Here is a 23,721-nt window from a genome sequence, read left to right as displayed (position 1 = left end):
AAACCAGAACACCCGCCACCCACGTTCTTCGCCACCAGGCGTCATGCCTGCCGAGACGATCGGTCCGCGCGCGTTCCCGCGACCCTGGTGGAGCTGACATCATCGAACCGCTGCCAGCCCTCGAACCGGTGAGGATCGCCGGTCCGGTGTAGATCACCGGAGCGAACCCGTGCTGGACGTGGTTCCTCGCGCTCCGGAGCATGGGGAAGCGACATCTCAGTGTGGACCTGCCCGTACCCGTGGGGAACCGGGGCACCAAGCTGCACCATTCGCCACTCGAGCAGTCGCCGCCGAGGCGCCAGCAGCGGAACTGGCTCCGCTACCTGCCAAGGGGTTGTGGACCCAAGCGGCGACACCTTGTGAATCGTTCACAAGGTGTCATCGTCTAGTAAAAGCCCCGAGACCAAGCCCTCCCGACAGGTACATCGACGCCAGCTCCCAAGCCCGTACCCAACCCAAGGAATCCGCGCCACACCCCGCCGCCAGCCCAAGAAGCAACGAAACACCACGAAGAACCTCGAAAACCAAGACACCGCGCAGCGCTATCGCACACCCGCCCCGCCGCCGGCGATAGTGCATAGGCAACCCGCGGCGACCGTGGCACCATCGAAGGCATGACCGTGCCGGGGGTGCTGCGGCCCTATGTCACCTCGCTGGTCACCTACGACGTGGATTTCGGGGCGCCGGGGGTGCATCGGGGGATGCCGTCGACCGAGATCACTTTCGTGCTGCCGGTCGATGAGCCGCTGGTGACTTCCTGGGGGAGCGGGACGGAGCCGGTGACGGCCTGGTCGCTGGTCTCAGGGCTGCACACCCGACCGGCGACGATCCATCATCATGGCTGTCAGCGGGGCGTACAGCTCGGGCTGACGACTGCCGGGGTGCGGGCGCTGTTCGGGATGCCGGCGGCGGCGTGGCGTGGCGAGCTCCTCGCCCTCGACGAGGTCGCGGCACCTGGTGGCGTACGTCATCTTCCGGAGCGACTAGCCGAGGCCGATCCGCGGCAGTGGGCGCGGGTGGTCGTCAGCGGCCTGGTCGAGGCGCTGGCGCGCCACGGCGAGCCCGGACCGAGGGCAGAGGTCGGCCGTGCGCTGGCGCTGCTGACCGGGGGAGCGGGAGTACAGGAGGTGGCCGACGACGTCGGGTACAGCCGCCGGCGGATCAGTGACCTGGTGCGCGCCGAGACCGGGGTGGCGCCGAAGCAGTTCCAGCGGCTGGCGCGCTTCGATCGCTCCCGCGGCCTCGTGGGCCGGGTGCCGTTGGCCCAGGCGGCGACTGCCTGCGGCTACGCCGACCAGGCGCACCTGACCCGTGAGTGGCAGGAGTTCGCCGGCTGCACGCCGACGACCTGGGTGCGCGAGGAGTTCCCATTCGTTCAAGACCTGGCCGAGGTGCCGGCGGTTGACTCGGATGCATGAGCACTGAGCAGAAGAACGACGTAGCGAAGATCAAGTACTGGCAGTCGATGGCGTTCCAGGACGCCGAGGCGATGATGACGTGGCTGAGCGCGATCGGCTTCGTCGAGCACTCCACCTACCGCGAGGGCGGCATCGTGGTCCACGCGGAATGGCTCTGGCCCGCCGGGGGAGGGCTGATGTTCGGGCAGGTACGCGAGGACGGCAGCATCAAGTCCACCGGAGGATCCTCGGCCTACCTTGTCGACGACGACCCCGACTCCGTCTTCGACAAGGCGGTCGCCGCGGGCGCCACCGTGGACCGCCCGATGGTCGACCAGGACTACGGCGGCCGCGGCGGCACCGTCACCGATCCGGAGGGCAACTCCTGGTCCTTCGGCAGCTACCAGCCCTCATGAGCGCAAGGCGATATCGCACACCCTGGTCGCCGGCCGCGATAGCGCACCACAGGCGCTGAGACGAGGAGGGTCCAGCGGCACCGACCCTTTAGCCTTGGAGGCATGACACAGACCGGGGAAGCAGGGGGCGGGCTGTCGACTCTGACCGGCCCGGTCGAGATCGTCGGTGTCGGCCTGCTCGGCACCTCGGTCGCGCTCGCCTGCGCCTCCGCCGGGCTCGACGTGCTGCTGAGCGACTCGGTCGCCAGCCACGTACGCACCGCGACCGGCCTCGGCGCCGGTCGCCGTCGCAAGCCCGGCGACACGCCGCAGCTGGTCGTCGTCGCGGTTCCGCCGGCCCACCTCGGCGAGGTGATCACTCGAGCGCTCGCCGACAGCCCCGACGCCGTCGTGACCGATGTCGGCAGCGTGAAGGCCTCGCCGCTCGCCTACGTCCGCGAGCACGGCCCCGGCGACGTGCACCGCTACGTCGGCAGTCACCCGATGGCCGGCAGCGAGCGCTCGGGCCCGCTCGCCGCGACCTCGACGCTGTTCGAGGGCCGCCCCTGGGCGGTGACGCCGCACCCCGAGGCCGACCCGACGGCGGTCGCGATCGTCGACGAGCTCGCCACCGTCTGCGGAGCCGTCCCGCTCACCCTCAGCCCCGAGGACCACGACCAGGCCGTCGCCCGCACCTCGCACGTGCCGCACCTGATGGCCGCCCTGGTCGCCGGCCGGCTGGCGGTCGCCCCGGAGGGGCACCTCGGCCTCAGCGGCCAGGGAGTACGCGACGTGACCCGGGTCGCGGCCGGTGACCCCGGCCTCTACGGCCAGATCGTGGCCGGCAACGCCCGCGCGGTGACCGATCTGCTGACCGAGGTCCGCGGCCAGCTCGACGAGATGATCGCCGCGGTCGGCACCGGTGACGCGGCCGCCCTGGACGTACTGCTCAAGGAAGGCCAGGCCGGGACGCGAGCGATCCCCGGCAAGCACGGCCGGCCGCAGGCCGCGCAGGCGAGCGTCTACGTCACGGTGCCCGACGAGCCCGGCAACCTGGCCCGTCTCTTCGCCGACGCGGGGGAGAGCGGCGTCAACATCGAGGACGTACGCATCGACCACGACCCTGGCCGCCCGGTCGGTGTCATGGAGCTGATCGTGGCCGCCGAGGCCGCCGACCGGATGCAGGCGGTTCTGGAGTCCCGGGGTTGGGTCGCTCACCGGTAGGCTCCCGCCCGTGAGCAGCAGCAATCCCACCACTGACCCCGCAAGCATCGTCATCGCCGTCGACGGCACCTCCGGCTCCGGGAAGTCGAGCACCTCGCGTGGTGTCGCCGACCGCCTGGGGATGCGCTTCCTGGACACGGGCGCGATGTACCGGGCGATGACCTGGTGGATGCTCAGCAACGACATCGACGTGCACGACGCCGACGCGGTGGCCGCCGCGGCCGGCAAGCCGGTGATCACCTCCGGCACCGACCCGCTCGGCCCCACGATCGCCCTCGACGGCGCCGACGTCTCCGTCGAGATCCGCGGCGACCAGGTCAACGCGGCCGTCTCCCCGGTCGCCACCGTCCCCGAGGTCCGTGCCCGCCTGATCGCCCTCCAGAAGCAGGAGATCGAGCAGGCCCTCGCCGCCGGGAACGGCATCGTGGTCGAGGGCCGTGACATCGGCACCGCGGTCTGGCCCGAGGCCGACCTGAAGCTGTACGTCACCGCCGACCCCGCCGCCCGCGCCGCCCGCCGCGCGGCCGAGGAGGGCGGCACCGACGCGGAGGCCGTCCGCGCGTCGCTGGAGAACCGCGACAAGATCGACTCCACCAAGGGCGGTGCGGCCGTGCCGGAAGGCGCCACCCACCTCGACACGACGCCCTACACGCTGGAGGAGGTCATCCAGCAGGTGATCGAGCTGGTGCAGAAGGCGGGGGAGTGAGAGACCTTCCACACACGGATGGGGTCGAGCACCCCACCCGTTGGCCGCTCTACCACCTCAACGTCTACGCCCGGTGGCTGATCCGGCGCCGGTTCGACGTGCGCCTGCACGAGACCGCCAACATCCCGGCGACCGGGCCGGTCGTCTTCGCGTCCAACCACATCGGCGTCATCGACGGCCCGCTGCTGGCGATCTTCACCCCGCGTCCGGTGCATGCGCTGACGAAGCTGGAGATGTTCGAGCACTGGTTCCTCGGGCCGTTCCTGCGCTGGGCCGGCCAGATCCCGCTCTACCGCTTCGGCAGCGACCCGGCGGCGGTGAAGGTGGCGCTGCGGGTGCTGCACGAGGGCAACGCGATGGGGATCTATCCCGAGGGCACCCGCGGTGCCGGCGAGCTGACCCACTTCAACCGTGGCGCCGCCTATCTCGCCCTCGCCTCGGGTGCTCCGGTCGTGCCGGTGACGATGCTCGGCAGCCGCGATCCCGGTGGCGGGGTCTCGTCACTGCCGCACAAAGGTGCGCGGATCGACATCGTCTATGGCGAGCCTTTCCACGTCGAGCGCGTAGGCTGGCCGCGTACCAGGGAACAAGTCGGGCATGTCTCGGGTTTGCTCCAGAAGCACATGCAGGTCCAACAGGACCATGCCCTGGCGTTGACCGGTCGCGAGCTGCCCGGTCCGCTACCTACCGAGGAGAACAATGACTGACCCCGACGTTTCGTATGAAGACGTACGAGACGAGCTGAACGAGACCGACGAGACCCCGACCGGCCCGCTGCCGGTGCTGGCGGTCGTCGGCCGCCCGAACGTCGGGAAGTCGACCCTGGTCAACCGGATCATCGGCCGCCGCGAGGCGGTCGTCCAAGATGTTCCCGGCGTGACCCGCGACCGCGTCTCCTACGACGCCGACTGGAACGGCAAGGCGTTCACGCTGGTCGACACCGGCGGCTGGGACCCCGACGCCCAGGGTCTGGCCGAGCGGATCGCCGCCCAGGCCGAGATCGCGGTCTCCCTGGCAGACGCCGTCCTCTTCGTGGTCGACGCGACCGTCGGCATCACCGACGCCGACGAGGCTGTCGTACGCATCCTGCGCAAGTCCGGCAAGCCGGTCGTCCTGGCCGCCAACAAGGTCGACGACATGCGCACCGAGGCCGAGGCGGCCGCGCTGTGGAACCTCGGGCTCGGCGAGCCGTGGCCGGTCTCCGCGCTGCACGGCCGCGGCTCGGGCGACATGCTCGACGCGATCCTCGCGGTGCTTCCCGACCCGCCGCCGCTTCCCGAGGGCACCGAGATCGGCGGCCCGCGCCGGATCGCCCTGGTCGGCAAGCCCAACGTCGGCAAGTCGAGCCTGCTGAACAAGCTCGCCAAGGAGGAGCGGGCGGTCGTCGACAACGTCGCCGGCACCACCGTCGACCCGGTCGACGAGCTGATCGAGCTCGGCGGCCGCGAGTGGCGCTTCATCGACACCGCCGGGATCCGCAAGCGGGTCAAGGAGGCCTCGGGCCACGAGTACTACGCCTCCCTGCGCACCACGACCGCGATCGACCGCGCCGAGGTTGCCGTGCTGGTCCTCGACGGCGGGGAGAAGATCTCCGAGCAGGACATCCGGATCCTGCAGACCGTCCGCGAGGCCGGCCGGGCGCTGGTGATCGCGTTCAACAAGTGGGACCTCGTCGACGAGGAGCGCCGCTGGCAGCTCGACCGCGAGATCGAGCGCGAGCTCGTCCAGGTGCAGTGGGCCCCGCGGATCAACGTCACCGCTCGCACCGGCTGGCACGTCGACCGCCTGGTCCCGGCTCTCGACAAGGCCCTCGAGGGCTGGGAGACGCGGATCGGCACCGGTGCGCTCAACTCGTTCCTCGGGCGCCTCGTCGCCGAGCACCCGCACCCGGTCCGGTCCGGCAAGCAGCCGAAGATCCTCTTCGGCACCCAGCCCTCGACCGCGCCGCCGACGTTCGTCCTGTTCACCAGCGGCAAGCTCGAGGCCTCCTACGAGCGCTTCATCGAGCGCCGGCTGCGCGAGGAGTTCGGCTTCGCCGGCACCCCGATCGTGCTCCAGCAGCGGGTCCGGGAGAAGCGCAAGCGCTAGTCGGAATCAGGGGTGGGCGGCAGCTGGCCGTCCGCCCCTGCCTGCACCCAGCCGTTGTTCGCGGCGTGCCAGCCGAGCTGCATCCGGGTCTCCACACCGGCCAGGTCCAGCAGTGCTCGCACCCTGCGCTGCACGGTGCGTAGCGACGTACCGAGCTGTTTGGCGACGGCCTGGTCGGTGAGCCCGGCGAGCAGCAGCCCGAGGACCTGCGCGTCCTCGTCGTCGACCTGCTGCGCGACGTCGCCGGTGAGCCCTGAGGTGCCCACCAGCATCGGTGTCGCCTGGTCCCACACGTTCTCGAAGAGTGCGATCAGCGCGTCGAGCAGCGTGCTCTCCCGGACCAGCAGCGCACCGACGACGTCGCCGGAGGAGGTCAGCGGCATCAGGGCGAGCCGCCGGTCGACGATGATGAGCTTGAGCGGCACCTGATCGGCGAACCTGACCTCCTCGCCCGCGTCGGTCGCCTCGATCGCCTCGTCGACCGTCACATCGTGGCTCTCGAGCATGCTGCGCTCCACGACGACGCGATAGAGCACCCCGCGCGCGACGGCCTTGTTCTCGGCCGAGTTCTCCTGGCTGGAGGTCACGATCACCGGCGGGCGTACGAACGCATCCACCCGCTCGCGCGCGCCGAGCTGGACCTGCTCGAACCGGTGCCGCACGGCGTCCTCGCCGTGGATCACGTCGACCACGTCGGTGGGGCCGCGGCCGGCGGCGGCCACCCGGTAGGCCTCGTCGAGCCGGCTGAGCTCGATCTCGGCATGCCGCACCTCGTCCTGCTGCCGGGCGAGCAGCGCGCCGAGCGCGATCGCGGGCGGGGCGGCGGCGAAGCGCCGATCGTCTCCGGTGATCCGCGCGGCCAGGCCGTACTCCTCGAGCCGGCGCAGCAGCAGATGAGCCTCCCCCGGGGAGGTGCCGAAGGCGCTGAGGGCGGCCGCGAACTCGGCGGCAGTGGCGGAGGGCATGGTGATGAGCTCGCCGTAGGCGAGGGTCTCATCAGGGGTCAGACCGAGCACGTCGCCGAGCATGTCAGTTCTGCGACAGGCAGCGGGTGTTCCGGCGCTGACGGAGTCTCGCCATGCCGTAAAACCGCCACCGCATCGCTCTTGTCGCGTGTCGCGCCGCATTGACAGGGTCCATCTCCATGAGACCCCCAACCACCCCCGGCTTGACGGCCGCCACCAAGGCCGTCGCGGCAGCTGCTGCTGCGACGGCCCTGGTCGCGACCATGGCCACCAGCGCGCATGCGACCCCAGGCACCGACCCCACGCCTGAGGGCCCCCGGTCCGACGCCGGCCGCACCACGGCCGGCGCGGCACCACGTACGCCCGCCCTCGACGACGGCAAGACCACGATCACCCTCGTGACCGGCGACGTCGTCGACGTGACCGCGACCGACGACGGCGTCCTGACCCTCGGGTTCGACTCCGCCGCCGGCGCGATCGAGACCCAGCAGGTGGGCGACCACCTCTACGCGATCCCCACCGCGGCCAAGCCCTACCTGGCCGCGAACACCCTCGACCGCCGTCTCTTCGACGTGACCGCCCTCCTGGAGATGCGCTACGACGACGAAACGGTCGCGGCCACTCCGCTGATCCTGGAGCAGGCCTCGACCCGCGCCAAGGCGGCGAAGCTGCCGGGCACGGAACGTACGCTCGACCTGCCCAGCATCGACGCCGACGCCGTCGAGGTGAGCAAGAAGAAGGCGCCCGCATTCTGGTCGGCGGTGGCCGCGGACGACGGCGCTTCGACGCGCTCGGCCGGCGCTGCCGGGAAGCTCGGCGGCGGTGTCGAGAAGATCTGGCTCGACGGCAAGGCCGAGACGACCCTGGACCGCAGCACCGCGCAGATCGGTGCGCCCGAGGCATGGGCCGCGGGCTTCGAGGGCAAGGGCGCCACTGTCGCTGTCCTCGACACCGGCATCGACGCCACCCACCCCGACGTGGCCGACCAGGTCGACGGCGCGCAGTCGTTCGTCCCGGGCGAGGAGGCCACCAGCGATCTGCACGGCCACGGCACCCACGTCGCCTCCACGGTCCTGGGCACCGGCTCCGCCAGCGAGGGCCTCTACAAGGGCGTCGCCCCGGGCGCCGACCTGCTGGTCGGCAAGGTGCTCGACAACCAGGGCTACGGCCAGGACTCCTGGATCATCGCGGGCATGGAGTGGGGCGCGGCGAACGCCGACATCGTCTCGATGAGCCTCGGTGACTCCAGCCTCAACGACGGCACCGACCCGATGGCGCAGGCGCTCAACGCGCTGAGCGAGGAGACCGGTGCGCTCTTCGTCGTCGCTGCCGGCAACAGCTACGCCGAGGGCTCGCTCGGCAGCCCCGGCACCGCGGACGCCGCACTCACCGTCGGCGCGGTCGACGACGAGGACGTACGCGCCGACTTCTCCAGCTACGGCCCCCGGGTCGGCGACCACGCGATCAAGCCCGATCTGACCGCGCCCGGCGTCGGCATCGTCGCGGCCAGGTCTCAGCAGTCGTCCGGCGAGGGCTGGTACCGCTCGATGAACGGCACCTCGATGGCCACCCCGCACGTCGCAGGCGCCGCGGCGATCGTCAAGGGCGCCCACCCCGACCTCACCGGCGCCGAGCTCAAGAAGGCGCTGGTCTCCTCGGCCGCGGACATCGATGCCCCGGCGTACGAGGTCGGCACCGGCCGCCTCGACGTGCCCGCCGCTCTCGACGGCGTGGACGGCTCCGGTGACGGGTTCCTCGGCTTCTACGGCTGGCCGCACGACGGTGACGAGCCCGCCAGCGGCACCGTCACCTACACCAACTCGACCGACGCCGATGTCACGCTCGCGCTGAGCACCGACGTCACCGGCCCGGACGGCAAGCCGAGCGACCTGGTCTCGCTGTCAGCCGACCAGGTCGTGGTCCCGGCCGGCAGCAGCGCCGAGGTCACCATCACGGCCGACGCCGACGACGCGACGCTCGCCGGCAAGTACAGCGGGGCCGTCGTCGCGACCGACGCCTCCGGCGAGATCACCGTGCGCACCGCGACCGCGCTGGTCAAGGAGGAGGAGCGCTACGGCCTCGACATCACCGCGCTCGACCGGTCCGGCGAGCCCGCCAGCGGGTACGTCGACTTCTACCGCTACGGCGACCAGTTCGTCAGCAGCCTGCCGATCGACCCGGCTACCGGCACGGTGCCGACCCAGCGCCTGCAGCCCGGCATCTACTCGGCCACGGCGTTCCTCGACGTCGCCGGCTCCGCAGGGCCCGGATCGACCGGAGTCGCGCTGGTCGGCGACCCGCAGGTCGTGGTCAGCGACAAGGACCAGTCCCTCGTGCTCGACGCACGCGACGCCGACGAGCTCACCCTGAAGACGCCCAAGGACAGCGACGTCGCCTACCGCCGGTTCCAGTTCTTCAACGACTCCGGCATCGGCGGGCTCTACGCGACCTTCGGCGCCACCTACGCGATCCCGGTCGCCGTCGACTCGTTCTACGCCGAGACCACCGGCCCCGTCGACAGCGCCGAGTTCGACTTCGCCGTGCGCTGGCGGGCCACCGAGCCGGCACTCGACGTGACCGCCCGCAGTTCGCGCCCGATCGCCTTCGACCCGACCTACCAGCTCGGCTCGGCCAGGCTCGACGGCCGGGTCTCGCTGCGGGCCGTCGCGGCGGGCAAGGGCACCTCCGCCGACTACGAGGGTGTCGACGCCAAGGGGCGCGCCGTGCTCGTGACCAGGGACGACGCCGTCACCGCCGAGGAGCGGGAGGCCGCCGCCCAGGCTGCCGGTGCCGCTCTGCTCGTGGTCGTCAACGACCGTCCGGGCCCGCTGGTCGACTTCGTCACCCAGGACACGCTGCCCGTCGTCTCGCTGCGGTCGGCCGCGGGCGAGAAGCTCGTGGCCGCCGCCGAGAAGGGCAAGGTGACCCTCGAGGGCATGGCCGTGGAGTTCCCGAGCTACCTCTACGACGTCTCCAAGAGCTGGCCCGGCCAGATCCCGGCCGAGCTGGCCCTGGCGCCGACCACCCGACAGCTCGCCACCGTGGAGAGCCGTTACAACGACACCGAGGGGCGGCTCGCCGTCGACGACCGAGCCGACTGCCGCGACTACCAGTGGCCGCCGTGCCTCAGCGTCCGCGCGTGGCAGCCCACGGCGACCGACCGGACCGACTACGTCTCCACCTACGACGGCGTCACCTGGTACGAGAACGTGGAGCACGAGAGCACCTGGGAGCAGCGGGGCGTGCGCCAGGCGTACAAGCCGCGCAGCACCACGGTGCGCAACTGGTTCGCTCCGGTGACGGCGCCTCGTACGGGCGACGGCTACTGGGGGCCGCGTCACAGCGGTGACTGGTTCCAGGTCAACGTCCCCGACTCCAGCGGACCGGCCGGGATCACCGGCGGGTTCCCGTGGGGCGAGACTCCCGTCGAGTCGAGGCTCTACCGGGGCGAGACCCTCATCCGGAAGAACATCGGCCACGCGGTCCAGACGAGCGTCCCCGTTGCCGAGGGCCCGCAGACGTACCGGTTCGAGATCGACACCGACGCGGCCGGCGACGCCCACCGCTACTCGACCAGCACGCGTACGTCCTGGACGTTCGTGGCCGACCAGGCGGACCCGGTCCCCGACGGTGAGTCCGGTACGCCGCTGCCGCTGCTCCAGCTCGACTACGACCTGGACACGGCGCTGGACGGCACGGTGCGCGCCGGCTCCGAGGTCCCGTTCGCGGTGGTGCCCTACACGGTGCCCGGCGCCGAGCGCGCCGGCGCGGTGAAGGCGGCGACGCTCGAGGTCAGCTACGACGGTGGTTCGACCTGGACCGCGGTGAAGCTGCGCAAGGACGGTGACCGCTGGGAGACGCGTCTGCGCATCCCCGCGCGCGGCGCCGACCTGGTCTCGCTGCGGGCGACCGCCCGCGACGACGCCGGCAACGCGGTGACCCAGAAGGTCGTCTCGGCCTTCGGGGTCAGGCGCTAGCAGCGCAACGAACAGGCCCGCAGGTCACCGATGGTGACCTGCGGGCCTCGTTCCACGTCGTGGGCCGGTGGGCTAGGCGGCGGAGCCGTCCGTGGCGGCCCGGGCAGGCCTGACCTCGAGGCGCTCGAGTACGCCCTCGTAGAGCTTGGTCAGGGCGGCGACCTCCTCGGCGGTGAAGGCGTCGAACATGACCTGACGGATCAGCGTCACGTGCTCAGGCGCGGCGGCCTCGATGGCCTCGAGCCCGGCCGGGGTGAGGTCGACGAAGGCACCACGCCGGTCATCGAGGCACTCGCGGCGCTCGACGAGGCCGCGCGCGGCCATCCGCATCACCTGGCGTGAGAGCCGGCTCTTCTCCCACTGCAGCTTGTCGCCGAGCTCGTACATCCGCAGCGAGCGGTCCGGGACATCGGTCAGGTTGACCAGGACGTCATAGTCGGCGAGGGAGAGACCGTTCTTGGCCTGGAGGTCGCGGTTCATCCGCGAGGTGAGCTGTGCGTTGACGGCGAGCCAGGCACGCCACGCGACCTGCTCGTCGTTACTGAGCCACTTGACCTCATCCATGAGGTACACCTTACCGAGTCGGATTCGGTGCTTTCAGCACCACCGCCCGCGAAAGACAACTGTTGACGCAGAAACTAGACTGGTCGCAGAGCCGCGGCCAGAGAGGATCCCACTGATGAGCACGTGGAACTTCATGGATGCATCCAGCAAGGAGACCCTGCTGGCCCTCGTCCGCCGCGAGGCGGAAGGCATGTTCGCGCTCGTCGCCACCGACGAGGCCTGGGGCGGCCCGACCGCCGCGGGGGAGTGGACGGCCGCGAACGTCGTCGGCCACCTGGTCGACACCACCGAGACCTACTTCGTCGGCTTCGACGCCGCCGCCGGCAAGGGCGATGGGCCCGCCTCGGCGCCGCTCACCGACATGGCCGTCCATGTCGACGCGGGTGCCCGCCAGTTCGAGGCGCTTCCGCGTGTCGAGCTGATCGAGCGGCTGCGGACGGCGCTGGCCCGGGAGCTGGAGATCTTCGAGGGTCTCAGCGCCGAGGAGTGGACGGGCCTCGCGGTCCCGCACAAGTACATGGGCCCGCTTCCGGCGGCGTTCTACCCGGTCTTCGCGCTGGTCGACTACACGCTCCACAGCTGGGACATCCGCGAGGGACTCGGCAGGCCGCACGCGCTGGCCGCCGACTCCGCGGACATGCTGATCCCGCTGTGCAACATCTTGTGGGCCAACACCGTCGCGCGTACGCCCGCGGAGAAGCCGATCGAGGTCGGCATCAACATCACCTCCGGCGCCCACGCCGGAGGCACCAGGATGACGCTCGGCGCCGAGGGCCTCCAGCAGGAGCCCGGCTCGCTCGAGGGCGTGGAGACCGTCATCGACTTCGACCCGGCCAGCTTCGTGCTGACCGCCTACGGCCGGATCAACGCCGGCACCGTCAACGGCGACACAGCGGTCGCCGCCGAGTTCCTGTCGAGCTTCTACAGGATCTGAAGAGTCATGGCATGAGGAGAGCACGATGAGCATCGACATGGACTTCATCACGAAGGACCGTGAGCGAATCAAGAAGGAGTACCTCCGCGAGGAGGGCGCCCGCCCGGCCAGCACGGCCCGCGGCATCCACCACGCCGCGCTGCTCTCCTCGGACGTACGCAGGTCGATCGACTTCTACCAGGGGCTCCTGGAGTTCCCGCTGACCGAGATCTTCGAGAACCGCGACTACGCCGGCTCCGACCACTTCTTCTTCGACGTCGGGGCGGGCAACCTGCTGGCCTTCTTCACGCTTCCCGGGCTCGACCTGGGCCCGTACGCCGAGGTGCTCGGCGGGCTGCACCACATCGCGATCTCGGTGACCTCCGAGAAGTGGGACTACCTGCGCGCCAAGCTCGACGACGCGGAGGTCGACTACATGATCGAGTCGAAGACGTCGATCTACTTCAAGGGGCCTGACGGCGAGCGGCTCGAGCTCCTCGCCGACCCGCTGGGGGAGATGTACGGCACCAAGGTGCTCTGAGATCCAAGGCTCGACCGGGACGGGTCCTCTGCCCGTCCCGGCCGAGTTCAGGGACGGTCGAACGGGTCCTCGGGGACCTCGAGCTCGAGCTGCTCGGCGTAGACCTGCTCCTCGGCCCGCCGGTCGGCCAGCCACGCCGTCAGCGCTACGACCACCAGCTGCGAGCGGGACTCCGCGGCCATCTCGTGGACCATGGCGTCCAGCACGTCGACGTTCGTCGCCAGCAGGCGCAGGGGCATCGTGACGTACGGGTCCTCGAGCCGTTTCGGCTGTGGGACGGTGCGCATGAAGGTGCCGTCGGAGACGGGCCTGGTCTTCTCGCGCAGCGCCGCCTGGTGGGCACGGAGGAGGACCGGCAGCCGGGGGCGGGTCGCCGCGACGGCGTCGAGCATGACGTCGACCAGCGAGCGCGGGACCTCCTGGCTGTAGGTCTTCCACTGCGCGGCCAGGGATGCCGGCACGGAGAGGCTGATCGCCTGCACCGGCATCCCCTGGCGCCGCCCGGCGCCCTCCCGCTTGGACTTCGTGCGATGGGCGGGCGTGCCCTTGCGCGAGATCGGGTCGAGCCTGCCGGCTGGTGCGGTCTGGGTCGGTGCTGTCTCGGATGGGGCTGTGTTGGATTCAAGGGGGAAGTCCGACACGGTGAGCTCCTGTGGTGGGTGTGATCCAAGTGTCAGGAGTGATTCTGTCGGACAGCACCGACAGTTTCGTCAGGGCGGGTGTCAGATCACCATGCTCAGCGCCAGCACGAACACGAGACCGGAGACCGAGAGCACCGTCTCCATCAGCGACCAGGACTTGATCGTCTGGACGACGTCGAGGCCGAAGTACTCCTTGACCAGCCAGAACCCGGCGTCGTTGACGTGGGAGAAGAACACCGAGCCGGCGCCGACCGCGAGCACGACGAGCGAGACCTCGGCGGTGGGCATGTTGGCGACGAGGTCGACCACCAGCGACGATGCGGTGATCGTGGCTACGGTCGCGGAGCCGGTGGCCAGGCGGATGAGGACCGCGAGCACCCACGCGAGCAGGATCGCGGACACGCCCGAGCCCTCGGCCCATCCGGCGAGCTGGGTGCCGATGCCGGTGTCGATCAGCGACTGCTTGAACCCGCCGCCGGCGGCCACGATGAGCAGGATGCCCGCGATCGGCGGCAGCGACTGCTCGACGGTCTTGGCGATCTGGCGGCGGTCCATCCCCGACCCGCGGCCGAGCGTGAACATGGCGACGATGACCGCGATGGTCAGCGCGACGAGCGGGGAGCCGATCACGTCGAAGACCTGCTGGAGCTGGTTCTCGGGGTCGTTGACGACGATGTCGACGATCGCCTTGGCGAGCATCAGCACGAGCGGCAGCAGGACGCTGAACAGGGTGACGCCGAAGGTGGGGCGGCGGATGTCGGTCGCGATGGCGGCACCCGGGCCGCCCACCGGAGTGGCGTCGTAGGTGCTCGGAGCCTCGACGACGACCCAGCGGCCGGCGAGCCGGCCGAAGAGCGGACCGCTGACCACGATGACCGGGATCGCGACCAGTACGCCGAGCGCGAGCGTCGTGCCGAGGTCGGCGTTGAGCGCGCCGATCGCGGCCAGCGGACCCGGGTGCGGCGGCACCAGGCCGTGCATCGCCGAGAGGCCGGCGAGGGTCGGGATGCCGACGGTGATCAGCGAGACCTGCGCACGACGGGCGACCAGGTAGATCACCGGCATCAGCAGCACGAGGCCGATCTCGAAGAACATCGGCAGGCCGATGATCGCGCCGACGAGCGCCATCGCCCACGGCAGCGTACGAACCGAGGATCTGCCCACGATCGTGTCGACGATCTGGTCGGCACCGCCGGAGTCGGCGAGGAGCTTGGCGAACATCGCGCCCAGCGCGATGAGCAGGCCGACACTGGTCGCGGTCGCGCCGAAGCCTTCGCCGAAGGAGGTGATCACGTCCATCACGTTGCGCCCCGCCAGCACGCCGACCGCGACGCCGCCGAGCAGGAGCGCGAGGAACGGGTGCAGCTTGACGTAGGTGATGAGGACGACGATCAGGGCGATCGAGGCCAGTGCGGCGGCGAGGAGTACGCCGCCGGAGGCGACCGGTGCGACCGGCTCTGGCGCGGCGAGGAGGATCATGCGGATTCCTTGGAGGTCAGGGTGGGGGACAGGTCCACGGTGGTGAGATAGCGGTGGACGATCGCGTCGATGTCCTGGTCGATGTCGACGGTCGTGCCCTGCTCGTCGGGAGCGAGGGGCTCGAGGGTTGCGAACTGCGAGCGCAGCAGCGACGGCGGCATGAAGTGCCCCGCGCGGGCGGCGAGGCGTGCCTCGACCACCTCCGGGGTGCCGCTGAGGTGGAGCAGCCGGAGTCCGCGAGCGCGGCTGTAGAGCAGATCTCGGTAGCTGCGCTTGAGCGCCGAGCAGCTCAGTACGGCACCGGTCTGCTCGTGCTCTGCCAGCCAGCCGCCGAGCGTCTCCAGCCACGGTTGCCGGTCGTGATCGTCCAGCGCGCGGCCCGAGGCCATCTTGGCGATGTTCTCCGGCGGGTGGAAGTCGTCGGCGTCGGCGAAGGGGACCCGGAGGCGCTGGGCGATCGCAGCGCCGACGGTCGACTTGCCGGAGCCGGAGACTCCCATGACGACGAGGAGAGGGTTCTGTGTCACGCGTCACAGGGTGCATCAAAAGGCATCCGTTTGGCAAGACGGAGTGTCATAACGGATTCTGATTACGCTGGTTCCGGATTGTGCGACGATGCCGCAGTGACGACTTCGAGTGGTGATGCCGTACATCGACTGCACCAGAGCGTCCGAGACGCGCTCGGACGCAGGATCGTCTCTGCCGAGCTGCCACCGGGGGCGGTTCTCACGCTGGAGGGGATCCAGGCGACGTACGACGTCTCGCGGCCGGTCGCACGGGAGTCGGTACGCGTCCTCCAGGCGATGGGCATGGTCACCACCCGGCGGCGTGTCGGCATCACCGTCCTCCCGCGCCAGGAGTGGAACGTCTTCGACCCGCTGGTCATCCGCTGGCGGCTCGACGGCGAGGGCCGGCGCGAGCAGCTGCTGTCGCTCTCCGAGCTGCGGCTCGGGTTCGAGCCGATCGCGGCCCGGCTCGCCGCTGAGCGGGCCGAGCCTCGGCACCACGGCGAGCTGGCCCGATCCGTGGCCGACATGGTCGTCCACGCCGCCGCCGGCGACCTGGACGCCTATCTCGAGGCCGACACGACCTTCCACCGAGTCCTGCTCAACGCCTGCGGCAACGACATGCTCGCCGCGTTCGGCGATCTCGTCGCCGAGCTCCTCGCCGGACGTACGCACCACCACCTGATGCCCGATACGCCGAACCCGACCGCCATCGAGCTGCACGAGAAGGTGGCTCTCGCGGTACGCAACGGCCACCCGGCAGCCGCGGAGGAAGCGATGCGCGCCATCATCGACGAAGCCGCCGAAGCCCTCGCCTCCGCCGACGACCCGCCGGAGGGGGATACCGATTGGTGAGCGGGTGAAGCCGTGCGGTAATGTTCGAAGCGCTTCGAGCGGAGAAATCCACTCGCAGTTTCGGGCTGTGGCGCAGCTTGGTAGCGCACTTGACTGGGGGTCAAGGGGCCGCAGGTTCAAATCCTGTCAGCCCGACAGATCGCCCCTGACCTGCTCACGCAGGTCAGGGGCGTTTTTGCGTCCGTCTGCGAGGTTCACGACGTCGTCCAACCGCGACCGGTGTCCCGGGCCCTCACCCGTCAGGGCCTTGTCTGTCCGACCGCACCACGCCACTGGCCGGTTCGGGCCCGCCGTTATCCGCAACGGGTGATCCGCTGGGCCCGCCTTCGCCGTTGTACTGGAGTAGTCGCGCTCCGATGTGTGTCGGGGGCGGAGAGGGGAGATCGACATGTGTCGTTGGCTCGCATACTCAGGTTCGCCGGTGCTCCTGGAGGACCTTCTGTTCAAGCCGGAGAACTCGCTCGTGGTGCAGAGCAAGCACTCACGGCTGGGCGTGGAGACGGTCAACGGTGACGGCTTCGGTGTCGGCTGGTACGGCGCCCAGGACACCCCAGGGATCTACCACAGCATCGAGCCCGCCTGGAACGACCGCAACCTCCGAGAGCTCTCGGCCCACGCTTCCGCCGGTCGGGTCTTCGCGCACATCCGAGCGACGACCGGCACGGCGGTCCAGCAGACCAACTGCCATCCTTTCCGCCACGGCCGCTGGCTGTGGATGCACAACGGGGCCATCGCCGACTTCCCGTTGCTGAAGCGCGACCTGACCCTGGCCGTCGAGCCCGGGCTGTTCCCCGACATCGAGGGATCGACGGACTCGGAGCTGTTCTTCTTCCTCGCCCTGACCTTCGGACTCCAAGAGAACCCGCCGGAAGCGGTGGCGCAGGCAGTTGGCCTCATCGAGGAGACGGGGCGACGCCACGGAGTCGAGTACCCGATCCAGATGTCGGTGGCGACCACCGACGGGGAAACCACGTGGGCATTCCGGTACTCCAGCGAGGGTCGGTCCCGATCGCTGTTCCACAACACCGACGTCGCCACACTCCGTCTCCAATACCCCGACAACCCAGTACTGCATCAGCTCTCCGATGACACACGCCTCGTGGTGTCCGAACCGTTGGGGGACTTGCGCGGGGCGTGGCGGGAGGTGCCGGAGTCCTCCTGCCTCATCGTCAGCGGTGGCCGCGAGGAACTGCAGGAGTTCTCACCTTCGCCTGCCCGTGCATCGGACTGACGCAGCTGGCCCGGGTCATCCACATGGGGTGACGCATGGACAGGGCTCCGCCGCCGATGATGACAGGGACGAGGTGCCGCAGAGGCGCCCGCAACCAGCAGAGCGGGAGGTGGCGGGATGACCGACCAGGAGACCGTGCACGAGAGCGAATCCCTGGACGAGCTCGGTCCTGTTGACTGGATCGTGGTGGAGTTCCCCGGCAGCCGGTTCGACGGCACGATCGCGCCGACACTGATGGACCTGGTCGACCGCGGGATCATCCGGATCCTCGATCTGCTGATGATCCGCAAGGAGGAGGACGGATCCTTCGATGCGTTCGAGATCAGCGACCTCGACGACAGCGAGATCGGGGGCATCCGGGCCTACGAGACCGAGATGGCCAACCTGCTGAGCCAGGAGGACGTGGAGTCCGTCTCTGCGGCCGTCGCGCCGGGCAGCACCGCCGCGCTGTTGGTCTGGGAGAACACCTGGGCCGCCCCGTTCGGATCCGCGGTGCGCCACGCCGGGGGACAGCTCGTCGCGAGCGGCCGGATTCCGATGCAGGCGATTCTCGCAGCCATCGAAGCAGATCTTGAAGAGGAGGACTGACATGCCATTGGGACGCAGGGCACGACGCGGAGTGATCGGCCCCGCACCGGTAGCCAGGACAGCCGCCGTCGTAGGTACCGCCGCCGTCGTCACTCACGGCGTACGCCGGCGGGGTGACCGCCGCGAGGACCGCCGCGAGGACCGGCGCGACCGACGACGTTGAAAGCGCGTCAGGGACCGGCCGGTTTCAGACCGCTGAATCACCCGGCCCGGGTGATGGGAGAACAGATCAGACGGCTCTAGGCTTCCAGCGATCCACGACTGGAGGAGGCGGCACCTGCGATGGGAATCTTGCGCGCACGACGAGACGACGCCCCAGCCGTGCGTCGGTTCCGGACCGGCTGATCGCCGTGACGCTCCGCGTGTCCGAGCCGGCGATGTCATGACCGAGGGTCGGCAGAACAGCAAGAGGCTCCTCGGTCGGGTCGCCGGCGCGGTGACGGAAAAGGTCGTCGTCACGGTCGACCCCGATATCGTCCTGGAACACGTCGATCTCAACGCGCTGCTCAGCCGGGTGGACCTCGACGCGGTCCTGGCGCGGGTCGATATCGATGCGTTGCTCGCGCGGGTCGACCTCAACACGCTCCTCGCCGACGTCGACATGGACGCCCTGCTGAAAGACGTCGACGTCGAGGCGCTCGTACGCCGCTCGGGCATCCCCGACATCGTGGCGGAGAGCACCTACTCGATGGCCGGATCCGCCCTCGACCTCGCCCGGCGACAGCTGGTGGGGCTCGACGTCGTCGTCGACCGGGTCGTGGACCGGCTGATGCGACGGAGCGAGGACGAGCTACGGGAGGGGCCGCCCAGCCTGGTTGCGGACCGACGAGGAACGCCCGACCCCAGCAACGGCAGCGCGAGGGTCCGCCGGATGCGCCGCTCGGTGTCCGGACACTATGCGGGAGCGATCAGCAGGGCAGCTGCCGCTGCTATCGACGGCCTTCTCATCGGCGGCCTCTACACGCTGGGCGTCGCCGGGTTCAGCTTCCTGCTCGACCTGTTCACGTCCAAGTCCCTCACCGACGACCGCTCGAGCCTGCTCGGGATCGCCGCCTTCGCGATCTGGGCCTTCTCCTACGTCTTCATCAGCCTCGCCATCACCGGCCGGACGATGGGCAAGGGACTGACCGGACTGCGCGTCGTACGCGCCGACGGCACTGCACCAGAGGTGCGCACGATGTTCGTCAGGACGCTGATGTTTCCCCTCAGCGTGGTGTTCTTCGGAATCGGCCTGCTCCTGATCGTGGTGCAGCGTGAACATCGCTCTTTCCACGACTTGATCGCCAAGACCTGCGTTGTCTATGACTGGGGGGACCGGAGCGCCGAGATGCCGGGACCACTCTCGGACTTCCTCAACCGTGCCCAACCTGAAGCGCACCCTTCGGAAGCCTCACGGTCGAGATCGTAGCTCCAGGCTGAGGAGGCGTTTGGTGGCGCGCGTCTGGGCGACGTAGAGGTCGCGCGGACCGGCGTCACCGGCGGTTCGTACGCCCGCCGGGTCGAGGATGATCACGGTGTCGAACTCCAGGCCGCGAGCCTCGGGTGCGGCGACGACCGTGGCGCCGGCCCCGTGCACCTCGGCCTCCAGAGCCAGCGAGCGCTCGGTCGTCGCGATGACTCCGATCAGCTCATCCGGGTGTTCGCGGGCGACCTCCGCGATCAGCGTGCTCAGAGTGGAGGAGAGGCCCTCCTCGGTCACGCTGAGGATGCGTGGCTGCTCTCCGTGCCGGATGGATCTGGAGAGCTGCTGATCCGGGGCGATCTCGGCCAGCAGCGGTTCGGTCGCGAGCAGGATCTCGGTCGTCGTGCGGTAGTTGACCGTCAGTCGGTGGTGGGCGAACCGCTCGCCGACGAAGGGCTCTAGGGCGTCGTCCCAGGTCCGAAGGGTGGTCGAGGGGCCGGCCTGGGCGAGATCGCCGACGACCGTCATCGACCGGTTCGGGCAGCGGCGCATCAGCGCGCGCCACTGCATCTCGGAGAGCTGCTGGGCCTCGTCGACCACGATGTGGCCGTAGCTGGTCTCCGGGGCTCCGTCGACCAGCGCGCGGGCCTCGTCCAGGAGAGCGAGATCTGCGTCGCTCCACCCATCGCCGTGGCCGACGCCGAGGTCGTTCAGGAGTTCGCGGACGAGATCGTCGGCGACGAGTCGGGGCCAGACCCGGGTGATCGCTCGATCGATGGACGGGTCATCGAGGAGATCCTCGCGGATGGTGTCCCAGTCGATCTCCAGATCGTCCGTGGAGGGATCGTTGCCCGTGAAGCGGTCGAGATCGATGCCCAGGTGCGCTTCGAGCTCGGCCTCGAAGTCGGTCATCTCCTTCGCCGTGCGCCGTTCCAGCTCGATGACCAGGTCGTCGACGACGTACTCGGTGAAGAGCTCGCGAGCGCGGTTGTGCCCGATGTCGCCCTGCAGCGCCTGGCGCCGAGCGGCGTCGACCACGGCCGGGTCGAGCCTCACCGTGTCATGGGTCGTCTTCAGCTCCAGCGGTACGCCATGGGGCTGGTGCCGCCGCACCAACCGGGCGAGGCCGTCGGCGAGCGTGGCCCGCCCCTTGATCCGCGCGATGTGGTCGGGCTCGGTCCGCATCGCCTCCACACCCACCAGATCGGGCATCGTCGCCAGCCGCACGTCGTTCTCGCCGAGCGAGGGCAGCACCTCGGAGATATAGGTGAGGAACCGTCGGTTGGGTCCGAAGACGAGCACCCCCTGGTCGGCGATCGACGCGAAGGCGTACAGCACGTAGGCAGCGCGGTGCAGGGCGACGATGGTCTTGCCGGTGCCGGGACCGCCGTCGACGACCATGACCCCGCGATGCGGAGACCGTACGATCTCGTCCTGCTCGGTCTGGAGGGTCGCGGCGGCCTCGTGCATCCGCCCGGTCCGCGCCGTGCTCAGAGCCGAGACGAGGGGACCGTCCCCGACAAGGTCCGTGGCCGTCGGCGAGGTACCGTCGAGGATCTCGTCGTTGACGTCGACGACCTCACGGCCGTCGAGGCGTAGGTGCCGGCGCCTGCGTACGCCCATCGGTGCGGCCATCGTCGCCGCGTAGAACGGTCGAGCGGCATCGGCCCGCCAGTCGATCAGCAGCGGGTCACCGGCCTCGGTGCGCAACCCGATCCGACCGATGTGCAAGGACGCGCCCAGATCGGAGCGGTCGATCCGTCCGAAGCACAGCGAGTGCTCGGCCGCCTGCAGCTGTCGAATGCTCTCAGAGAGCTGCGCGACCTCGAGATCCCTGGCATATCGCTCGCTCGGCCCGTCCACCGGAGCTGCGATCGCGCGCTCCTGCGCTGCCTGTCTCGTGCTCACCTCGGCGTGGAGAAGCGCGTACATCGCATCGACCGACCGCTGCTCCTCCTCGATCTGACTGGCTCTACCCTGCTCGCCCACGTACCCCCGCCTTCCGTTTCCGGGGGTCAACTATGAGCGGCCGCCTGGGTAAAGACAACGTTGATCTTTTGCCGGATCCGTGGCCTCTGCCTGAGTCTTCAGTACCCCGTTCCTCGCTTGACCTGCGCCCGCTCGGAGGGATGGGCGCCACCCTTCTCGTCCAGGGTCGCGCAGGCGTCGGCGAGGTCACGGGTGAGCCGCTCGACCTGCTCGCGACTCATCGTCTCCTTGACCAGGGCGCGCATGATCTTCACGTTCTCCGCGTTGGGCGGCAGCGTGTACGCCGGCACCATCCAGCCGCGCTCGGCCGAGAGCTGCCAGGCGATGTCGGACTCGTCGTAGGTCGTGCGGTCGCCGGTGAGCCGGAAGGCCACGAGCGGAAGCTGCTCGAGGTCGTCGCCGATCACCTCGAACCGGCCGCTGTCGCGGAGGTTCTTGGCCAGGGCCTTGGCGTTCTGCTGCATCTGCTTCATGACGTACGTGTAGCCGTCGCGACCCAGCCGGACGAAGTTGTAGTACTGCGCCAGCACCATCGCCGCACCCGTGGAGAAGTTCAGGGTGAACGTCGCGTCGGTCTTGCCGAGGTAGTTCTCGTAGAACACCAGCTCCTCGGCGAGGTCGGACTTCTCGCGGAACACCAGCCAGCCGATCCCCGGGTAGACCAGTCCGTACTTGTGTCCGGAGACGTTGATCGAGCGGACCTGCTCGAGGCGGAAGTCCCACGGGGAGTCGGGGTAGAGGAACGGCCACACGAAGCCACCGCTGGCCGCATCCACGTGTAGCGGGATGTCGATGCCCTTGTCCTTCTTGACGTCGAGCAGCAGCTGGTTGATCCCGACGATGTCGTCCATGTGGCCCGTGAACGTCGTGCCCAGCACACCGACGACCCCGATGGTGTTCTCATCGAGGTACGGCGCCACGACCTCAGGGCCGATGGTGTACTTCTTCTCCTCGAGCGGAACGATCCGCGGCTCGACGTCGAAGTAGCGGCAGAACTTCTCCCACACCACGTGGACGTCGCCGCCGAACACCAGGTTGGGTCGGTCCACCGAGGCGTTCGCGGCCTCCCGGCGCTGCTTCCACTTCCACTTCAGGGACAGGGCGCCCAGCATGATCGCCTCGGACGAGCCCTGAGTGCGACAACCGGTCGTCTCGCCGGGGGCGTGATAGAGGTCGGCGAGCATCCGTACGCAGCGCTGCTCGATCTCGGCGGAGATCGGGTACTCCGCGTGGTCGATGAAGTTGCGGTGCAGGTTCTCGGCGATGATCCGCTGCGCCTCCGGCTCCATCCACGTGGTCACGAACGTCGCGAGGTTGCGTTGCGGGTCACCCTCCATGACCAGGTCCTCGCCGATCAGGCGCATCGCGTCGACCGGCCGCATTCCGCTCTCGGGGAAGGCGGTCGATGGTGCCGCCTCGGTGAGGAACCGGTTGCCGTAGAGCGCTTCGGCCTCTGTGTCGCTGAGTCGTGTCATGGCTGAACCACCGTCCTTGTCGTAGTGGGTGTGTCGATTGCTTGGATGACCCCGCCGACCGCGAAGCACACGGCTCCGGCGAACGTCCCCCAGTTGACGAGCCCGACATTGATCGCGCTCGATGTCGCCGGCCGGATGAAGGCGGCGAGGCCGGCGAGGAAGAAGAGGACCGACCCGAGCTGGTTGACCGCGACCACCCACCAGCCGATCAGACGGGGCAGGATCCGGACGCGCCCCTCGCCCACGTCGAGCTGCGCCAGGTGGCCGGAGGCCAGGAAGCAGACACAGCCGGTCATGTCCGGCAACCAGATCCACCCGTCGGACTGACGCGGCGTGAGGCCTGCGGCGAAGGCGGCGAGCAGGCTGACGGCGAAGAACAATGTCCCCACGAACAGCACGAACGCGCTGAGCCAGCTGCGCGGGCGCTGCCGGAAGCCCCGCCGGCGCCTGTGCTTGTCGGTGTCGGTGTCGTCGGCGAGCAGGATCGAGAGGTAGCCACCGAACGTGAAGAAGCAGCCCCCGACCAGGTAGGTGAGGTTGACGACCGGCAGGCTGACCACCTCGAGCTGGGCGAACGCCGCCCCGAGCGCGAACAACGAGCCACCGAGAACGAAGGCGACGGCGGCGCCGAGGTTGAGCCGGGTCGAGCGACGCGTCAGTACCTGCACCACGGCGGCGGCCACTTCCTCCCTCTTCCTACGCACCGTCATCCTCGAACGAGCAGGGCCGCGGCGTCCTCATCCGTCCCGGGTGAGATGAGAGTCATCTGCGCCGGCCGCCGAGAC

22 protein-coding genes and 1 tRNA gene are annotated in these 23,721 nt (G+C 69.6%); 15 read left to right on the top strand and 8 right to left on the bottom strand.

Going from position 1 to position 23,721, the window contains the following annotated elements; translation table 11 throughout:
- The first annotated feature begins 614 nt into the window (after window positions 1-614).
- The 6 genes from BLT25_RS04085 to der all read left to right on the top strand — a co-directional run bounded on the left by BLT25_RS04085 (window position 615) and on the right by der (window position 5,810).
- Entirely contained in the window at window positions 615-1,418 is an 804-nt protein-coding gene (locus BLT25_RS04085) for a helix-turn-helix domain-containing protein (RefSeq protein WP_091042161.1), read from the top strand.
- A complete protein-coding gene (locus tag BLT25_RS04080) occupies window positions 1,415-1,813 on the top strand; it encodes a VOC family protein (protein WP_091042159.1) in 399 nt (132 codons plus the stop codon). The genes BLT25_RS04085 and BLT25_RS04080 overlap by 4 nt, the downstream gene beginning before the upstream one ends.
- A 102-nt stretch (window positions 1,814-1,915) precedes the next feature.
- Window positions 1,916-3,016: a prephenate dehydrogenase gene (locus BLT25_RS04075; protein WP_091042157.1), complete on the top strand. Its 1,101-nt coding sequence runs from the start codon at window positions 1,916-1,918 to the stop codon at window positions 3,014-3,016.
- Window positions 3,017-3,026: 10 nt separating this feature from the next.
- Window positions 3,027-3,722: a (d)CMP kinase gene (cmk, locus tag BLT25_RS04070; protein ID WP_091042154.1), complete on the top strand. Its 696-nt coding sequence runs from the start codon at window positions 3,027-3,029 to the stop codon at window positions 3,720-3,722.
- Window positions 3,719-4,429: a lysophospholipid acyltransferase family protein gene (locus tag BLT25_RS04065; RefSeq protein WP_091042152.1), complete on the top strand. Its 711-nt coding sequence runs from the start codon at window positions 3,719-3,721 to the stop codon at window positions 4,427-4,429. Before cmk ends, BLT25_RS04065 begins: the two co-directional genes overlap by 4 nt.
- A complete protein-coding gene (der, locus tag BLT25_RS04060) occupies window positions 4,422-5,810 on the top strand; it encodes a ribosome biogenesis GTPase Der (RefSeq protein WP_091042148.1) in 1,389 nt (462 codons plus the stop codon). The genes BLT25_RS04065 and der overlap by 8 nt, the downstream gene beginning before the upstream one ends.
- Here the strand turns inward: der and BLT25_RS04055 are convergent.
- A complete protein-coding gene (locus BLT25_RS04055) occupies window positions 5,807-6,826 on the bottom strand; it encodes a helix-turn-helix domain-containing protein (RefSeq protein ID WP_218131225.1) in 1,020 nt (339 codons plus the stop codon). The genes der and BLT25_RS04055 overlap by 4 nt on opposite strands.
- A gap of 128 nt (window positions 6,827-6,954) precedes the next feature.
- Here BLT25_RS04055 and BLT25_RS04050 point away from each other — a divergent pair, with 128 nt between their 5' ends.
- Window positions 6,955-10,752: a S8 family peptidase gene (locus tag BLT25_RS04050; protein WP_091042143.1), complete on the top strand. Its 3,798-nt coding sequence runs from the start codon at window positions 6,955-6,957 to the stop codon at window positions 10,750-10,752.
- A 72-nt stretch (window positions 10,753-10,824) separates the two neighbouring features.
- Here BLT25_RS04050 and BLT25_RS04045 read toward each other — a convergent pair whose 3' ends face one another.
- Entirely contained in the window at window positions 10,825-11,316 is a 492-nt protein-coding gene (locus tag BLT25_RS04045; RefSeq protein WP_091042141.1) for a MarR family winged helix-turn-helix transcriptional regulator, read from the bottom strand.
- A gap of 115 nt (window positions 11,317-11,431) precedes the next feature.
- Between BLT25_RS04045 and BLT25_RS04040 the strand changes: the two genes are divergently transcribed.
- Window positions 11,432-12,250, top strand: a complete 819-nt coding sequence (locus BLT25_RS04040) for a maleylpyruvate isomerase family mycothiol-dependent enzyme (RefSeq protein ID WP_091042138.1) — start codon at window positions 11,432-11,434, stop codon at window positions 12,248-12,250.
- A gap of 25 nt (window positions 12,251-12,275) precedes the next feature.
- Complete coding sequence (locus BLT25_RS04035) at window positions 12,276-12,770, top strand: VOC family protein (protein WP_091042136.1); 495 nt, start codon at window positions 12,276-12,278, stop codon at window positions 12,768-12,770.
- Window positions 12,771-12,817: 47 nt separating this feature from the next.
- Here BLT25_RS04035 and BLT25_RS04030 read toward each other — a convergent pair whose 3' ends face one another.
- The 3 genes from BLT25_RS04030 to BLT25_RS04020 all read right to left on the bottom strand — a co-directional run bounded on the left by BLT25_RS04030 (window position 12,818) and on the right by BLT25_RS04020 (window position 15,390).
- Window positions 12,818-13,411 (bottom strand): hypothetical protein, encoded by a 594-nt coding sequence (locus BLT25_RS04030; protein ID WP_143033627.1) that lies wholly within the window; start codon window positions 13,409-13,411, stop codon window positions 12,818-12,820.
- A gap of 81 nt (window positions 13,412-13,492) precedes the next feature.
- Window positions 13,493-14,890 (bottom strand): GntP family permease, encoded by a 1,398-nt coding sequence (locus BLT25_RS04025; RefSeq protein WP_091042131.1) that lies wholly within the window; start codon window positions 14,888-14,890, stop codon window positions 13,493-13,495.
- Window positions 14,887-15,390 (bottom strand): gluconokinase, encoded by a 504-nt coding sequence (locus BLT25_RS04020; RefSeq protein ID WP_091042500.1) that lies wholly within the window; start codon window positions 15,388-15,390, stop codon window positions 14,887-14,889. Before BLT25_RS04020 ends, BLT25_RS04025 begins: the two co-directional genes overlap by 4 nt.
- Window positions 15,391-15,513: 123 nt before the next feature.
- Here BLT25_RS04020 and BLT25_RS04015 point away from each other — a divergent pair, with 123 nt between their 5' ends.
- From BLT25_RS04015 to BLT25_RS03995, 6 genes are all read left to right on the top strand, one after another.
- Window positions 15,514-16,251 carry a FadR/GntR family transcriptional regulator gene (locus BLT25_RS04015; protein WP_256328441.1) on the top strand — a complete coding sequence of 246 codons (738 nt, stop codon included), beginning with the start codon at window positions 15,514-15,516 and terminating at the stop codon, window positions 16,249-16,251.
- A gap of 61 nt (window positions 16,252-16,312) precedes the next feature.
- Window positions 16,313-16,386: transfer RNA gene (locus tag BLT25_RS04010), tRNA-Pro, on the top strand.
- A gap of 286 nt (window positions 16,387-16,672) precedes the next feature.
- A complete protein-coding gene (locus BLT25_RS04005; RefSeq protein WP_218131224.1) occupies window positions 16,673-17,482 on the top strand; it encodes a class II glutamine amidotransferase in 810 nt (269 codons plus the stop codon).
- Between the two features lie 117 nt (window positions 17,483-17,599).
- On the top strand, window positions 17,600-18,070 hold the full coding sequence (locus tag BLT25_RS04000) for a DUF6325 family protein (RefSeq protein ID WP_091042124.1): 471 nt from the start codon (window positions 17,600-17,602) through the stop codon (window positions 18,068-18,070).
- A gap of 1 nt (window position 18,071) precedes the next feature.
- Window positions 18,072-18,233: a hypothetical protein gene (locus tag BLT25_RS29705; RefSeq protein ID WP_176883584.1), complete on the top strand. Its 162-nt coding sequence runs from the start codon at window positions 18,072-18,074 to the stop codon at window positions 18,231-18,233.
- Between the two features lie 219 nt (window positions 18,234-18,452).
- Entirely contained in the window at window positions 18,453-19,478 is a 1,026-nt protein-coding gene (locus BLT25_RS03995; protein ID WP_091042121.1) for an RDD family protein, read from the top strand.
- Here the strand turns inward: BLT25_RS03995 and BLT25_RS03990 are convergent.
- From BLT25_RS03990 to BLT25_RS03980, 3 genes are all read right to left on the bottom strand, one after another.
- Window positions 19,461-21,461 (bottom strand): HelD family protein, encoded by a 2,001-nt coding sequence (locus BLT25_RS03990; RefSeq protein ID WP_091042119.1) that lies wholly within the window; start codon window positions 21,459-21,461, stop codon window positions 19,461-19,463. The genes BLT25_RS03995 and BLT25_RS03990 overlap by 18 nt on opposite strands.
- A gap of 98 nt (window positions 21,462-21,559) precedes the next feature.
- Window positions 21,560-22,936, bottom strand: coding sequence for a glutamate decarboxylase (locus BLT25_RS03985; RefSeq protein ID WP_091042116.1), 1,377 nt, complete (start codon window positions 22,934-22,936; stop codon window positions 21,560-21,562).
- Window positions 22,933-23,640, bottom strand: a complete 708-nt coding sequence (locus BLT25_RS03980; RefSeq protein WP_143033626.1) for a hypothetical protein — start codon at window positions 23,638-23,640, stop codon at window positions 22,933-22,935. Before BLT25_RS03980 ends, BLT25_RS03985 begins: the two co-directional genes overlap by 4 nt.
- Window positions 23,641-23,721 lie beyond the last annotated feature (81 nt).

This window comes from Nocardioides sp. YR527 (assembly GCF_900101045.1).
Classification (GTDB): domain Bacteria; phylum Actinomycetota; class Actinomycetes; order Propionibacteriales; family Nocardioidaceae; genus Nocardioides.
The sequence above is the reverse complement of the archived record's forward strand: the minus strand, read 5'-3'. Positions and strand labels throughout refer to the sequence as shown.

Coding starts and splice junctions, on each gene's coding strand:
- BLT25_RS04085 (WP_091042161.1), top strand. CDS start 615: ATGACCGTGCCGGGGGTGCTGCGGCCCTATGTCACCTCGCTGGTCACC.
- BLT25_RS04080 (WP_091042159.1), top strand. CDS start 1,415: ATGAGCACTGAGCAGAAGAACGACGTAGCGAAGATCAAGTACTGGCAG.
- BLT25_RS04075 (WP_091042157.1), top strand. CDS start 1,916: ATGACACAGACCGGGGAAGCAGGGGGCGGGCTGTCGACTCTGACCGGC.
- der (WP_091042148.1), top strand. CDS start 4,422: ATGACTGACCCCGACGTTTCGTATGAAGACGTACGAGACGAGCTGAAC.
- BLT25_RS04050 (WP_091042143.1), top strand. CDS start 6,955: ATGAGACCCCCAACCACCCCCGGCTTGACGGCCGCCACCAAGGCCGTC.
- BLT25_RS04045 (WP_091042141.1), bottom strand. CDS start 11,316: ATGGATGAGGTCAAGTGGCTCAGTAACGACGAGCAGGTCGCGTGGCGT.
- BLT25_RS04040 (WP_091042138.1), top strand. CDS start 11,432: ATGAGCACGTGGAACTTCATGGATGCATCCAGCAAGGAGACCCTGCTG.
- BLT25_RS04035 (WP_091042136.1), top strand. CDS start 12,276: ATGAGCATCGACATGGACTTCATCACGAAGGACCGTGAGCGAATCAAG.
- BLT25_RS04025 (WP_091042131.1), bottom strand. CDS start 14,890: ATGATCCTCCTCGCCGCGCCAGAGCCGGTCGCACCGGTCGCCTCCGGC.
- BLT25_RS04020 (WP_091042500.1), bottom strand. CDS start 15,390: ATGGGAGTCTCCGGCTCCGGCAAGTCGACCGTCGGCGCTGCGATCGCC.
- BLT25_RS04000 (WP_091042124.1), top strand. CDS start 17,600: ATGACCGACCAGGAGACCGTGCACGAGAGCGAATCCCTGGACGAGCTC.
- BLT25_RS29705 (WP_176883584.1), top strand. CDS start 18,072: ATGCCATTGGGACGCAGGGCACGACGCGGAGTGATCGGCCCCGCACCG.
- BLT25_RS03995 (WP_091042121.1), top strand. CDS start 18,453: ATGACCGAGGGTCGGCAGAACAGCAAGAGGCTCCTCGGTCGGGTCGCC.
- BLT25_RS03985 (WP_091042116.1), bottom strand. CDS start 22,936: ATGACACGACTCAGCGACACAGAGGCCGAAGCGCTCTACGGCAACCGG.